At 69.2% G+C, this 13,275-nt stretch carries 12 protein-coding genes and 2 pseudogenes; 7 read left to right on the top strand and 7 right to left on the bottom strand.

Features of this window, described 5'->3' with window-relative positions:
• The 5 genes and pseudogenes from eutB to WT53_RS03460 form a co-directional block, all read right to left on the bottom strand.
• Entirely contained in the window at positions 1-972 is a 972-nt protein-coding gene (gene eutB, locus WT53_RS03480; RefSeq protein WP_034208853.1) for a hydroxyectoine utilization dehydratase EutB, read from the bottom strand.
• A gap of 107 nt (positions 973-1,079) precedes the next feature.
• A complete protein-coding gene (locus WT53_RS03475) occupies positions 1,080-2,492 on the bottom strand; it encodes a PLP-dependent aminotransferase family protein (RefSeq protein ID WP_034208852.1) in 1,413 nt (470 codons plus the stop codon).
• A 147-nt stretch (positions 2,493-2,639) separates the two neighbouring features.
• Complete coding sequence (locus tag WT53_RS03470) at positions 2,640-3,482, bottom strand: CoA ester lyase (RefSeq protein ID WP_060258507.1); 843 nt, start codon at positions 3,480-3,482, stop codon at positions 2,640-2,642.
• 65 nt (positions 3,483-3,547) lie between these two features.
• Positions 3,548-3,682, bottom strand: a pseudogene (locus WT53_RS03465) (acyl-CoA dehydrogenase); the annotation flags it as partial.
• A 38-nt stretch (positions 3,683-3,720) separates the two neighbouring features.
• A complete protein-coding gene (locus WT53_RS03460) occupies positions 3,721-4,581 on the bottom strand; it encodes a MaoC family dehydratase N-terminal domain-containing protein (RefSeq protein WP_034208850.1) in 861 nt (286 codons plus the stop codon).
• A gap of 322 nt (positions 4,582-4,903) precedes the next feature.
• Between WT53_RS03460 and WT53_RS03455 the strand changes: the two genes are divergently transcribed.
• The 7 genes from WT53_RS03455 (at position 4,904) to WT53_RS03425 (ending at position 11,484) form a co-directional block, all read left to right on the top strand.
• The gene (locus tag WT53_RS03455) at positions 4,904-5,383 is read left to right on the top strand and encodes a MarR family winged helix-turn-helix transcriptional regulator (protein WP_034208849.1); all 480 of its coding nucleotides are present in this window, start codon (positions 4,904-4,906) and stop codon (positions 5,381-5,383) included.
• Positions 5,380-7,503: an FUSC family protein gene (locus WT53_RS03450; protein ID WP_034208848.1), complete on the top strand. Its 2,124-nt coding sequence runs from the start codon at positions 5,380-5,382 to the stop codon at positions 7,501-7,503. Before WT53_RS03455 ends, WT53_RS03450 begins: the two co-directional genes overlap by 4 nt.
• 34 nt (positions 7,504-7,537) lie before the next feature.
• Positions 7,538-7,750, top strand: a complete 213-nt coding sequence (locus WT53_RS03445; protein ID WP_006481008.1) for a DUF1656 domain-containing protein — start codon at positions 7,538-7,540, stop codon at positions 7,748-7,750.
• A gap of 1 nt (position 7,751) precedes the next feature.
• A complete protein-coding gene (locus WT53_RS03440) occupies positions 7,752-8,720 on the top strand; it encodes an HlyD family secretion protein (protein WP_034208847.1) in 969 nt (322 codons plus the stop codon).
• The gene (locus WT53_RS03435) at positions 8,717-10,213 is read left to right on the top strand and encodes an efflux transporter outer membrane subunit (RefSeq protein ID WP_034208846.1); all 1,497 of its coding nucleotides are present in this window, start codon (positions 8,717-8,719) and stop codon (positions 10,211-10,213) included. Before WT53_RS03440 ends, WT53_RS03435 begins: the two co-directional genes overlap by 4 nt.
• Positions 10,214-10,395: 182 nt before the next feature.
• Positions 10,396-10,821: a molybdopterin-binding protein gene (locus WT53_RS03430; protein WP_034208845.1), complete on the top strand. Its 426-nt coding sequence runs from the start codon at positions 10,396-10,398 to the stop codon at positions 10,819-10,821.
• A gap of 75 nt (positions 10,822-10,896) precedes the next feature.
• Positions 10,897-11,484 (top strand): nitrogen fixation protein NifQ, encoded by a 588-nt coding sequence (locus WT53_RS03425; protein WP_034208844.1) that lies wholly within the window; start codon positions 10,897-10,899, stop codon positions 11,482-11,484.
• A gap of 343 nt (positions 11,485-11,827) precedes the next feature.
• On the opposite strand, the pseudogene WT53_RS34030 reads toward WT53_RS03425, so the two are convergent.
• Positions 11,828-12,124 (bottom strand): annotated as a pseudogene (locus WT53_RS34030) (EamA family transporter); the annotation flags it as partial.
• Between the two features lie 255 nt (positions 12,125-12,379).
• Positions 12,380-13,051: a ProQ/FinO family protein gene (locus tag WT53_RS03415; RefSeq protein WP_034208842.1), complete on the bottom strand. Its 672-nt coding sequence runs from the start codon at positions 13,049-13,051 to the stop codon at positions 12,380-12,382.
• Positions 13,052-13,275: the final 224 nt, after the last annotated feature.

The raw sequence follows: 13,275 nt of genomic DNA, 5'->3' as shown, positions 1-13,275 counted from the left end.
TCAGTTCTCCGAAACGAGCCGGCGATGCACGGCCATGTCGATGTTCGCGCCGCTCACGACGACCACGATCGGACCGTTGCGGTCGCGGCGCACGATCCGCTCGTCCAGCAACGCGGCGAGGCCGACCGCGCCCGCACCTTCGACGACGAGCCGCTCTTCCCGATACGCATGCGCGATGCCGCGTGCGATGGACGGCTCGTCGAGCAGCACGACGTCGTCGGCCAACGCGCGCGTCATGTCGAACGTGTAGCGATTGTCGAGGCCGATGCCGCCGCCGAGCGAATCGGCCAGCGTGGGCTGCTCGTCGACGTCGACCGGGCGGCCGGCCGCGAGGCTCGCGTGCATCGCGGCGCCGCGCACCATCGATACGCCGATCACCTCGATCGGCGGCCGGATCGCCTTCGCGGCAAACGCGACGCCGCTGAACAGGCCGCCGCCCGACAGCGGCACGACGAGCGTCGCCGTATCGGGCAGCGCCTCGAGTATCTCGACGCCGATCGTCGCCTGGCCCGCGATGATGCGCGGATCGTCGAACGGCGGCACGTACGCATGGCCTTCGTCGCGCGCGAGGCGCCGCGCTTCGACCTGCGCGTCGTCCTGGCTGTCGCCCGCGATCACCACGCGCGCGCCGAGCGCCGCGACTGCGTCGACCTTGTTGGCCGGCACCAGCGACGACATGCAGACGGCCGCGTCGATGCCGAGCGCGCGTGCCGCATGCGCGACCGCGCGGCCGTGGTTGCCGGTCGACGCGGTGACCACGCGCGTCACGCCCTGCGCCGCGAGTTCCGCGAGCGCGTTGGTTGCGCCGCGCAGCTTGAAGCTGCCGGTCGGCTGCAGCGTTTCGAGCTTCAGGTGGACGGGCGCGCCAACGCGCGCGGACAGCGCGGCGGACGCGACGAGCGGCGTACCGTCGGCGCGCCCGGCGAGGCGGCGGCGCGCACGGTAGACGTCGGACAGCGACAGGAAGGACATGGAACGCACGCCTCGCGACGAATGTGATGCGATCCAGTCTAATGTTCCAAATCGCGCTTTCGAATGTCCTGATACATTGCGCGCGACGTCGCGGCAGCGCCGCCGGTTCAGTGGAAATCGTTCAGGTGTGGATACTGTTCGAACACGCCCGCGATGGTCTCGAGCGCCGCGTTGCATGCGGCATCGGACGTTTCGGCGCCGATGCAGACGCGCACCGCGTTCGGCCGCTCCGTGCCGCCGACGAGAAACGGATCGGGCGACGTCACCGCGATCTTGCGGGTGCGCAATTCGCGGACGAGCCGCTCGGCCTGCCAGTAGTCGGGCACGCGCAGCCAAGCCGAAAGCGCATTCGGGTGCGCGCCGAGCACATACGGCCCCAGCGCGGACTTCACCATCTCCTGGCGTATCGCGAGCCGCCGGCGCTGCAGTTCGACGAGCCGCCGCGCGGTGCCGTCGGCGATCCAGCGCGTCGCGATTTCCGCGATCGGCGACGTCGCCATCCAACTGCTCACGCGCAGCACGCTCTCGACGCGCAACGCGAGCCGCCGCGGCATCGCGAGATAGCCGGTGCGCAACCCGGTCAGCACCGATTTCGTCATGCTCGTGCAGTAGAAGCCGAGCTCCGGAATCAGGCTGGCGATCGGCGTGCCCGTCTTCTCCGGGAGCGGGCCGTACACGTCGTCCTCGATCACGTACACGCCGTAGCGCGTCGCGATGCGCGCGATCGACCGCCGCCGCGACTCGGTCATCAGCGACACGGTCGGGTTATTGAGGGTCGGCGTACACACGAGCGCGCTGATCCGCTCGCCGTCGCACATCTCCTCGAAATGTTCGGGACGAATGCCGTGCTCGTCCATCTCGAGCCCTTTCAGCGTAAACCCGAGCACGTTCGCGGAGCCGATCACGCCGTGATCGGTCAGGCTCTCGCACAACACCGTATCGCCCGGCCCGACGATCGACGCGAGCGCGAGAAAGATCCCGTGCGCCGCGCCGTTCGTGACCAGCAGCGATTCGCGATGCACCGGCATGTTCAGCGACGCGAGCCACGCGGCGCCGGCGTCGCGATGCGCGTCGAGGCCGGCGATCGGCCGGAACGAGCGGATCCACGGCTGATCGTCGGTGCCGGCCAGCGCCGCGCACACGCTTCGCCACGCGGCATCGTGCTCCGGCGTGTGCACGATGCGGGCGATCGAGAAGTCGACCAGTTCGCGCTCGGTCGTATCGAGGATGTAGTTCGACATCGATTCGGTCACGCGCGCGGCCACGAAGCTGCCGCGGCCAACCTCGCAGCGGATCAGCCCCTGGCGCTCCAACTCCTTGTATGCGTTGGTGACGGTCTGCACGCTGACGCCGAGGCTCGACGCGACGTCGCGCTGCGGCGCGAGCCGCGCGCCCGGCGCAAGCGCGCCGTTTTCGATGTCGCTGGCGATCGCCTTCACGAGCCGCTTGTATTTCGACTCGATGCCGTGCACCGCGCCGATCGCGTCGCGCCAGCCTGCCGATACCTCGGTCCGTCCCATCTCGATGTCTCCGTCGTGGCTTGCGCATGGTCGCTCAGAAAGCCACCCCGAAAATATTGTCCTAGTGCAATCGCGCGCGAAAGCAGGACTTGCGGGTCGAATCGGGCGGTGCAATCGGCGTGCCCGACAAGGGGACGGGCCGGCCTTTTATTGTTCGGACGAATCTCGCGGGCTGCCTACCCGCGCAGAATGGGCCAGAATGCGCCGCGCCTTCAGGATCACCGGCGTGTCGATCATCCTGCCGTCGAGCGCGACCGCCGCGCCGCCGCTCGCCTCGACGGCATCGAGCACGCGCCGCGCCCACGCCTGTTCCGCGTCGGTCCACGCATAGGCGCGGTGCACCGCGTCGAGCTGCTTCGGGTGAATGCACAGTTTCCCGCCGAAACCGAACCGCCGCGCGTCGCGCGCATGCCGCTCGATCGCGGCGGGATCGTCGATGAACGTCGACACGCCGTCGACCGGCGGCGCGATCCCCGCCAGCCGCGACGCGAGCACGATCCGCGAGCGGAACGCGTTCAGCGCTTCGCCGTCGCCGTCGATCCCGAGATCGACCTGGAAATCGAGCGTGCCGAACGCCACGCGCACGACGCGCGGCGCGGCACACACCTGATCGAGCCCCGCGATGCCGGCCGCCGTCTCGACGATCGGCAGCAGTTCGAGCGCACGATGCGCGTGAGCGAGCACCGCGTCCACCTGCGCACGCGTGTCGCACTTCGGCAGCATCACGCCGGCCACGCCCGGATGCGCGGCGATCACCGCGATGTCGTCGGCGAACCATGCGGTGTCGGCTGCATTCACGCGCACCCACACGGGCCGCGCGGCATCGAGTTGCGCGACGACCGCGTCGCGCGCCGCCGGCTTGCCGTCCGGCGGCACCGCATCCTCGAGATCGACGATCACCGCGTCGGCGCCGGCCGCCCGCGCCTTCTCGAAGCGTTCCGGACGATTGCCGGGAACGAACAGCCACGAACGGGCGGACGCGGACGTCATGCCGAGGCCTCCGGAAACAGCGTGCCGATCGCGTCGCACGACGCGGCCTGCCGCGCGTCGGCAAGGAGCCGCTCGACCTCGGCGTCGGGATAGCCGCGCGCGTCGTCGATCCGGCGGAAATACTCGCCGGGAAACGGGCTGCACAGGTCGCGCACCGCTTCGCGGATGTCCTGGCACGGGTCGTGTTGCGTCGTCTGCATGTCCGTCGTCGATGAAGGAAGGAAAGGCAGCAAGCGCGTCATACGAGGGTCGCCGTGGCCTGCATCGCGAGCCAGCCGTCGCGATCTTTCGCCCACAGCTCGATCGTGCGGCCGTCGTCCGACGGCTTGCCGCACAGCGCGAACGGCTCCGAATCGAAGGTCGGGCGCACCGCGCGGAACGCGAAGCTCGCCAGCATCGCGTCCGGCCGTTCGCGGTGCACGAGATCGACGAGCAACGTCGCGATCAGCGGGCCCTGCACGACGAGCCCCGGATAACCCTCTTCCTGCGTCACGTAGCGGCGGTCGTAGTGGATGCGATGGCCGTTGAAGGTCAGCGCCGAATAGCGGAACAACATCACCGCGTCGGCCGTGACCGTGCGCGACCACGTCTCGCCCACGGGCGGCGCGACCGGCTTCGGCGCAGGCGCACTTGCGTGCGGCGCGTCGCGATAGACGATGTCGTGCTCTTCCTCGACGCACAGCGCGCCGCCGGATTCGATCCGGTGCTGCACCGTCACGAACACGAGCCGGCCGCTGCGGCCCGTCTTGTCCTCGATGTTCGCGATCGTCGATTCGCGCGTCGCGCGCTGCCCCGCACGCAGCGGCGCATGGAACGTCAGCCGGCCGCCGGCCCACATGCGGCGTGGTAGCGGCACCGGCGGCAGGAAGCCGCCGCGCTTCGGGTGACCGTCCGGGCCGACCTCGGCCAGCGGCGCGATCGGCAGGAAGTAGAGCCAGTGCCACATCGGCGGCACGACGTCGCCGGGCGACGGGCGATCGAGCGTGGCGGCCAGCGCGTTCAGCGGGAACGCGGTGACGTCGTCGCCGAGCGTTTCGGTCTTGCCGAGCCACGCGTCGAGCGATGCGGACGTGGCGGGCTGCGAGGATGAGGTCGACACGGGCGGAGCCTCCGGTGCGCTTGCAATGGCCCCAATATGCACGCCGCGCGCGGGTTCGTGAAGTCGGCTTTCCCGAACCGGGACTTCGTATTTGCTTGACGCGGCCGTGCGTCGCGCTTCCGGGCGGTTCTCGTCTGACTATTCAATATAGTCGCCGCGTGGGACGTGGGCGGTTCGGGGTCGCCAGCCTTACGGCTTGCCCCCGGCCGGCACGCCGCCTAAATTGCTTCAGACGGGTCGGCCGTGCCGCATACGACGTGTCATCCGGGTGACGAAAAACGATAGTTTGCTATCGAATGTTTTTGCCCCTATCATCTCGCCCATGACCAATCTGCACGACCTCCGCCTCGCCGTCAGCAGCCTGCTCGTGCTCACCGCGCGCAAGTGGCGCCGCACCAGCGACGGCGTGCTGACCGCGTACAACGTATCCGAGGCGTGCGCGACGCCGCTGCTGATCGCCGGCCGCCTCGGCGAAGGCGTGCGGCAAGGCACGCTCGCCGAGCACGTCGGCATCGAAGGGCCGTCGCTCGTGCGCCTGCTCGACCAGCTGTGCGCGGCCGGCCTCGCCCGCCGCGACGAGGATCCGCACGATCGTCGAGCGAAGACGATCTCGCTGACGGCCGCCGGCCGCGCAATCACCGCGAAGATGGAGGAAGACCTGCGCGCGCTGCGCGCACAGGTGCTCAAGGGCGTGTCGCGCGCCGATCTCGAAGCGACGCTGCGCGTGCTGAACGCGTTCAACGCGGCCGATCTGCATCCTTCGGCGTCGCACCCGTCCCGCCCCGTCGATTCCGCGTCATGACCTATCCGAGCCTTCGCGACTGGCTGTTTTCGGGCAAGACGTTCGCCGCGTCGATGCTGGCGCTGTACCTCGGCCTGTATTTCCAGCTGCCGCGCCCGTATTGGGCGATGGCGAGCGTCTACATCGTGTCGAACCCGTTCGTCGGCGCGACGCGCTCGAAGGCGCTGTACCGCGCGCTCGGCACCGCGCTCGGCGCGGCCGCCGCGATCTTCTTCGTGCCGCCGTTCGTCGAGACGCCGCTCCTGTTCAGCATCATCGTCGCGACCTGGTGCGGCACGCTGCTGTACCTCGCGATCTCCGACCGCACCGCGCGCAGCTACGTGTTCATGCTCGCCGGCTATACGATGCCGCTGATCGCGCTGCCGACCGTCACCGATCCGTCCACGGTGTTCGACGTCGCGATCGCGCGCACCGAGGAAATCGTGCTCGGCATCGTGTGCGCGAGCGTGGTCGGCAGCACCGTGTTCCCGAACCGGCTCGCGCCGACGCTGATCGAGCGCACCGACGCATGGTTCAAGGACGCCGCGTTCTACGGCCGCGAAACGCTGTCCGGGCACCTGGCCGGCAAGGCGCTGTCCGCGTGCCGGCAGCGGCTCGCCGCGACGATCACCGGCCTCGAATTCCTGCTGAGCCAGCTGGGCTACGACCATGCGCATCCGCGTGTGCTCGCGCGCGCGCAGGCGCTCGCGGGCCGGATGCAGCTGTTCCTGCCGCTGATGTCGTCGCTCGCCGATCCCTTGATCGCGCTGATGCGCGACCTGCACGTGCGCCCGCCCGCGCTCGACGCGCTGCTGGCCGACGCCGCGAAGTGGTTCGACGCGCCGCTGCCGGCCGTCAAGACCGGCTCCGACGGCGACATGGCGCACGATCCGGTCGCGGACGACCTGCGCGAGCGCATCGCCGCGCTGCAGCCGCCCGACAGCGCGCTGGCGAGCTGGGACGGCGCGCTGCTGTCGAATGCGCTGTGGCGGCTGCGCCAGGTCATCGACATCTGGCAGGACTGCCGCTCGCTGCGCGCGCTGATCGCGAACGAGTCGGGCGTGTGGCAGCCGCGCTACCGGCACTGGCGGCTCGGCGGCACCGAGCGCTTCTTCGATCGCGGGATGATGCTGTTCTCGACGCTGACCGTCGTGTTCGCGATCGTGTTCGCGTGCTGGCTGTGGATTTCGTCCGGCTGGCACGACGGCGCGGCCGCCGTCACGCTCGTGGCCGTGTCGTGCAGCTTCTTCGCCGCGCTCGACGAGCCGGCGCCGCTGGTGTTCAAGTTCTTCCTGTCGACCGCCGCGAGCGTCGTGTTCGCGGGCCTGTATCTGTTCGTCGTGCTGCCGCACGTGCACGATTTCGCGATGCTCGTGCTGATGTTCGCGGGCCCGTTCATCCTGATCGGCACGCTGCTGCCACGCCCGCAGTTCAATATGGTGACGATGCTCGTCGCCGTGAACACGGCCACCTTCATCAGCATCCAGAGCGCGTACGAAGCCGATTTCTTCGTGTTCCTGAACAGCAACCTCGCGGGTGTCGCCGGGCTGCTGTTCGCCTACGTCTGGACGCGTGCGACGCGCCCGTTCGGCGCGGAACTCGCGGTGCGGCGCCTGCTGCGCTCGGGCTGGGAGGACGTCGCGCGCTCCGCGTCGACGCAGCCGCTCGACGATCAGCGCAACCACGCATCGCGGATGCTCGACCGCGTCACGCAACTGCTGCCGCGCCTCGGCGCGTCCGACGACCATCGCCATCCGTCTATCGAGAGCTTCCGCGACCTGCGCATCGCGTTGAATGCGCTCGACTTGCGCCGCTCGCGCCGCCGGCTGTCGGGCGACGTGCCCGACGCGATCGATCGCGTGCTGGCCGGCGTCACCGATCACTACACGCGCTGCGCGGCCGCGAACGCGCGCCAGCCCGCGCCGCCCGCGCTGCTCGCGACGATCGACGACGCGCTGCAGCGCGTGGCCGGCCGCACCCTGCCGGGCGCCGCGCCGGCCGACGGCGCGCCCGCACCCGCGGCGCCAGCCACGCACCGCCGGCTGCGCGACACGCTGCACGCGCTCGTCGGCCTGCGCCTGTCGCTGTATCCGGCCGCGGCCGCGCAAGCGCCGCAGGCGCCGGACGGAGCGCGCGCATGAGCCGGCTTTCCACTCTGTCCTTCCGACCGCGACCATGATCGGCGAAATCGATATCTTCGGCGTGTTCGTGCCGGCCCCGCTCGTGCTGATGCTGATCGCTTACCTGATCAACATCGTCGTGCGCGCGGTGCTCGAGCGCGTCGGCTTCTACCGCCTCGTCTGGCACCGTTCGATCTTCGACCTCGGCATCTACGTGTTCGTGCTGGCCGCCGTCGTGATCGTGTCCCACCAACTCGTGGCTACCTAACGTGAAAAAAACCTGGCTCTCGGCAGGGCAAGTCCTGCTCACCCTGATCGTCGTCGTCGTGGCCGGCCTCGTGCTGTGGCGCATCATCAACTACTACATGTTCTCGCCATGGACGCGCGACGGGCACGTGCGCGCCGACGTGATCCAGGTCGCACCGGACGTGTCGGGCCTCATCACGTCGGTGCAGGTCGCCGACAACCAGGCCGTCAAGCGCGGCCAGGTGCTGTTCGTGATCGACCAGGCGCGCTACGCGCTCGCGGAGCGGCTCGCCGAAGCAACCCTCGCGCAGCGCCGCGCGACGCTCGCGCAGGCGAAGCGCGAATACGCGCGCAACCTGCAGCTCGGCAACCTGGTCGCGAGCGAACAGGTCGAGGAAAGCCGCACGCGGGTCGAGCAGGGCGAGGCCAGCGTCGCCGATGCGCAGGTGTCGCTCGACACCGCGAAGCTGAACCTGCAGCGCACGACGATCGTCAGTCCCGTGGACGGCTACCTGAACGACCGCGCGCCCCGCGTCGGCGAATACGTGCCGGCCGGCCGCGCGGTGCTGTCGGTCGTCGACCGCAACTCGTTCCGCGTCGACGGCTACTTCGAGGAAACCAAGCTGCGCGGCATTCATATCGGCCAGCCGGTCGACATCATCGTGATGGGCGAGCCGCATGCGCTGCGCGGTCACGTGCAGAGCATCGTCGCCGCGATCGAGGATCGCGACCGCACGCAAGGCGCGAACCTGCTGCCGAACGTGAACCCGGCGTTCAGCTGGGTGCGGCTCGCGCAGCGCGTGCCGGTGCGGGTCGTACTCGACGAGGTGCCGGACGATTTCCGGATGATCGCGGGCCGCACCGCGACCGTGTCGATGCGCGGCGCCGAAGCGCGCCGCGACGACAACGCGAAACCGGTTGCCGCCAGCGCCGCGGGTGCGTCCTCGACCGCATCCGGTACGGCCGCGAGCGCCGTGGGAGCATCGCAATGAAGCGGTACGGTCTGCGCGTCGCGGCGACGCTCGCCCCGCTTGCGCTCGCACTCGGCGCGTGCAAGTCGGTCGGCCCCGACTACAAGCTGCCGCAACAGGCGTACGTCAATGCGCCGCTCGCGAACCATGCGCTCGACGACGCGAACGGTGCGCTGGTGTCGCGCGACGCGGTGCCCGGCAACTGGTGGCAACTGTACGACGACCCGGTACTCGACGGGCTCGTGCGCGATGCGCTGAAATCGAACACCGACCTGCGCGTCGCCGCGGCGAACCTCGCCCGCTCGCGCGCGGCGTTGGTGGTCGCCAACGAACAGGGCGGCTTCTCGGGCCGCGCGGAAGCGGCCGTGCAGCGTGCGCAGGAATCGGCCGAGCAATACCTGCTCGAAAACAAGCTGCCGGTCGTCAACGAAGGCGCGGTCGGCATCAACGTGTCGTACGAACTCGACCTGTTCGGCAAGCTGCGGCGCGGCGTCGAAGCCGCACGCGCGGACAGCGAGGCCGTCAAGGCGGCCGGCGACCTGGCGCGCATCACGGTCGTCGCCGACGTCGTGCGCGCGTACGTCGAGGGATGCTCGGCCGGCGACGAACTCGCGATCGCGAAGCAGTCGCTCGCGCTGCAGAAACAACGCGTCGCGCTGTCGCAGCGACTGCGCGACGCCGGGCGCGGCAACCAGACCGACGTGACGCGCGGTGTGACGCAGGTGCGCACGCTCTCCGCCGACATTCCGCGCTTCGAAGGCCGCCGCAAGATCGCGCAGTACCAGCTCGCCGCGCTGCTCGCGCGCGCGCCGGCCGACCTGCCGAAAGCCGCCGCCGAATGCGAACGCCTGCCGAAGCTGCGTCAGCCGATTCCGATCGGCGACGGCGCCGCGCTGCTGCGCCGCCGTCCCGACGTACGCGAGGCCGAGCGGCAGCTCGCCGCCGCGACCGCGCGGATCGGCGTGGCGACCGCCGCGCTGTACCCGTCGGTCAGCATCGGTGCGTCGGCCGGCTCGGTCGGCGTCGCCGCCGACCTGTTTTCGTCCACCACGAATCGCTGGTCGTTCGGCCCGCTGATCAGTTGGTCGTTCCCCGTCAACGGCCAGCGTGCGCGCGTGCGCGAAGCCGAGGCCGCGACGGGCGGCGCACTCGCGCACTTCGACGGCGTCGTGCTGAATGCGCTGCGCGAAACGCAGTCGAGCCTCGCGACCTATGCGGCCGACGTGCAGCGCGCGGATGCGCTGCGCACCGCCTACGAATCGGCCCGCAATTCCGCTGCCGAAACGCATCGCCTCTATGCGGCTGGCCGCGAATCGTTCCTCTCCGATCTCGACGCGACACGCACGCTGACGAGCGTGCAAGCGCAGGTCGCGGCGGCCGAAGGCCAGGTCGCGGCCGACCAGGTGCGGCTCTTCCTCGCACTCGGCGGCGGTTGGGACAGCGATGACGCAACGGCCGCAGCGGACGCCGGCGCCGCCGCCGCGGCACCCGCGACCGGCGCGTCGGCGCCGTAGCATCATCGCCGTCGGCACGAAACGCATGCATGGTGCAACGTGCCGTGACGGTGGGGGTTCCTGATTCGCGCGATAACAGCCGCGACGCGCTGCGCTCCCGCTTTGACGGTACACTGGCCGATGGATTTCCATTCATCTGCCACGCGGCCGCCCCGGCCGCGGCATCCACCCGGAGAGTCATCATGCGAACCAGCGCCCGCAACCAGTTCGCCGGCCAGATCGGCGCCGTCAAACCCGGTGCCGTCAACGACGAAGTCACGCTGCGCACGCAGGACGGCCTCGAGATCGTCGCCGTGATCACCCACGGCAGCGCCGCGTCGCTGGGCCTCGCGGCCGGCACGAAGGCGTTCGCGCTCGTCAAGGCGTCGTCGGTGATCGTGATGGTCGACGTCGACAGCAGCAAGGTGTCGGCCCGCAACTGCGTCGCGGGCACCGTCGCGTCGGTCGCGAAGGGCGCGGTCAATTCGGAAGTCGTGATCAAGTCCGCAGGCGGTGCGGAGATCGTCGCGATCGTCACCAATGACAGCGTCGATCGTCTCGGCCTCGCGAGCGGCACCGCCGCATCTGCGATCTTCAAGGCATCGAGCGTGATCGTCGGCGTCGAATGATCGCGTGACGAACGCGATGGCGAATCATCGTGCGCCGCGTAGAAGTGCTAACGGACTCTTGCCCGGAGACTGACGATGACCGCTTCGGCCGATCGCATGCATGAACGGGTGTTGCAGTCGTTGCAATCGGCGGCGACCAACGTCGATGTGCCCGACGCGCAGTTGTTCGGTACACTCGTCGCGGCACGCGCGGGTCGCAACGAACTCTCGCTGCTGGGCTTGTCCGCCGGCCAGTTCGCCGGCCTGCTGGCCCGGCAGTTTCCGCATCTGCGATCGATCGATACCGCCGCGCTCGCGCCGACGGTCGCGCCGCCACCGTTGCCGGCCGCCCACTCGGCATTCGTCGCGACGCTGCACGCACGGCTGATGGCCGACGCGAATCCTGCCGTCGCCCGCGACGATGCCGACTGCCTCGCGTCGATCGTCGCGCATGCATGCCTGCGCCCCGATCATTTGTGGCGCGACCTCGGGCTCGATGGGCGCGATGCCGTATCCGCGATGCTCGAGCGATTTTTCCCGGCGCTCGCCGCGCGCAACGTCGCTCATCTGCGCTGGAAGAAGTTCCTTGCGCAGGAAGTGGCTGCGTCGCTCGGCGTGCCGCCCGGGCCCGCACCCGGATGCCCGGGTTGCGAGGATTTCGGTTTCTGTTTTCGTCGAGCGTGATGGTCGTCGCGGCGACGTGCGTGCCGATGTCTGTTGCGTCGCATCGTCAGCCGGGACCCGTCGTGATGCGACTTCGACGCCACATTGCGCTTTCGCGAACCCCGCAGACCGCCGATATTCGCGCAACGACGACCGGATGTTCGTCAAACGCGCAGACCGGTTGTCGGAGTTGGTCCCGCACCTCCAACGCGATCCGGCGACGAGCGGCGTCCAGTGCGCGAAGCCCGCATCTGCCTCGACGACGTGACGGCAATCCGCATGCCGGGACCTACGTTCGGCTGTGTGCGTTCCCATGAATGGTCACCTTGAAATGCGCAGCGTCCATCGCTGACGACACAGTCAGTTGTCGATGCCGGTGATGAATGTCAGGAAAATGCGCGTGGCTGTGCGTGATCGGCAGATGCACGTGCGAATGCGAGTGCGATTCATCGCCGTTATTCGGAAAGTCGCGTGCGTGCTGATGAGGGTCGTCGTGCCGATGCCGATGCTCGAGCCGCTCGTGCGCATGCGTGTGTTCGTGCCGTTCGCGCACATGCAGCCAGATACCGAACGCCATCAGCGCGGCCGCGATCCAGCACGTCGCGGGTAGCAGCGCGGGCAAGGTCAGCAGCGACAGCACGACCCCGAACAACGGGGCGACGTGCCGAATAATCAGAGATGCATATTATTTCGCAATCGAAACGTCGCACGCGCCAACGTCGATCGATGAACGTCAGTCGTCCGGTTGCGTTGTCTGTTCGACGAGGGAGGTAAGGGAGATGAGGTACCGGCAGGTTTTACGGCGGAGGAGGCAGTTCCGACCTGCCTCTGTCGAGGCAGGTCGGTCTGTCGTGTCATGCACTGCATGCGACTTGCATGCGGGGAAGCACCGTAGGGTCGACGCGCGTCGTGCGAATTACTCGTTGCCGGCCGCTTGTTGTTCCACTTGCGGCGCGGCGTCGGCCTGGACCTTCGCTTCCGCTTCGGCTGGCGCCGATTGCGGCGCGGCAGCGGCCTCGGCCTGCTGCTCGGCCTTCGGCTGCTGCGGCGCCCCCTTGGCCGATTGTGCCGCGCCCTTGCCGGGGCGACGCGCCTTCAGGCGGCGCGCACGCGCCGCGTCGTCGTGCGTCACGCGCCCGGCTTCGTTGCCCTGCAGGTCGACGCGCACCGCGTCTTCGACGAGGCAGGACCAGTAGCGGTTGCCGCGGCACCACGTCGACATTGCTTCGCGCAGTTCGGCTTCGTTGAGGCCGACCGCCTGCGCTTCGCGTGCGAGGTCGTCCCAGATGCCGACCTTGAGCGGCACTTTGGGGGCCGGATTCTTCGGGAACGCGCGCGGAAACTTCCGCTGCAGTTTGCCGATTGCGACGATGACCGGATCGACCGGCGCCGACGGCTTCGCCGAAGCAGGCTTCGCCCGGTGCTGCGCCTTCGCGCCGGCAGCCGGCTTGGCGCCGCGGGACGGCTGGTCGCCGGATTTCGGCTTCGCGCCGGCGCCCGTCGGCGCAGCCGGCCGCTTCGCGTTGCGCTCCTGCTTGGCCTTCGCCGCGAGCTGCGCCCGCAATTCGGCAAGTTGTTCAAAACCCATAAATTCAATCCACCAGGAATATAAGGTGTGGTTCGCGCGGCCGTGCCGTGGGGCACGAAAGCGTCGCCGCCATGCGTGCGGCCGGCCTGCCGCCGGTGCGGAATACTACGGGGCCGCATCGTGCACGCCACTCTGTTTTCAGGCACCCGGCCTCGATGCCGGACAAGACAGGATTGGAAGTATACCGGTACGCGGGACGGCCGGTTGACTCGCCGGTCTGCATT

The sequence above is a fragment of the Burkholderia sp. MSMB2157WGS genome (assembly GCF_001532755.1).
In the GTDB taxonomy this organism is placed as follows: Bacteria; Pseudomonadota; Gammaproteobacteria; order Burkholderiales; family Burkholderiaceae; genus Burkholderia.
This window is presented reverse-complemented; position numbering and strand designations above follow the sequence as displayed.

Bases quoted from the DNA above. Each gene is read 5' to 3' on its own strand.
- eutB (WP_034208853.1), bottom strand. From the start codon at position 972: ATGTCCTTCCTGTCGCTGTCCGACGTCTACCGTGCGCGCCGCCGCCTC.
- WT53_RS03475 (WP_034208852.1), bottom strand. From the start codon at position 2,492: ATGGGACGGACCGAGGTATCGGCAGGCTGGCGCGACGCGATCGGCGCG.
- WT53_RS03470 (WP_060258507.1), bottom strand. From the start codon at position 3,482: ATGACGTCCGCGTCCGCCCGTTCGTGGCTGTTCGTTCCCGGCAATCGT.
- WT53_RS03455 (WP_034208849.1), top strand. From the start codon at position 4,904: ATGACCAATCTGCACGACCTCCGCCTCGCCGTCAGCAGCCTGCTCGTG.
- WT53_RS03450 (WP_034208848.1), top strand. From the start codon at position 5,380: ATGACCTATCCGAGCCTTCGCGACTGGCTGTTTTCGGGCAAGACGTTC.
- WT53_RS03445 (WP_006481008.1), top strand. From the start codon at position 7,538: ATGATCGGCGAAATCGATATCTTCGGCGTGTTCGTGCCGGCCCCGCTC.
- WT53_RS03435 (WP_034208846.1), top strand. From the start codon at position 8,717: ATGAAGCGGTACGGTCTGCGCGTCGCGGCGACGCTCGCCCCGCTTGCG.
- WT53_RS03430 (WP_034208845.1), top strand. From the start codon at position 10,396: ATGCGAACCAGCGCCCGCAACCAGTTCGCCGGCCAGATCGGCGCCGTC.
- WT53_RS03425 (WP_034208844.1), top strand. From the start codon at position 10,897: ATGACCGCTTCGGCCGATCGCATGCATGAACGGGTGTTGCAGTCGTTG.
- WT53_RS03415 (WP_034208842.1), bottom strand. From the start codon at position 13,051: ATGGGTTTTGAACAACTTGCCGAATTGCGGGCGCAGCTCGCGGCGAAG.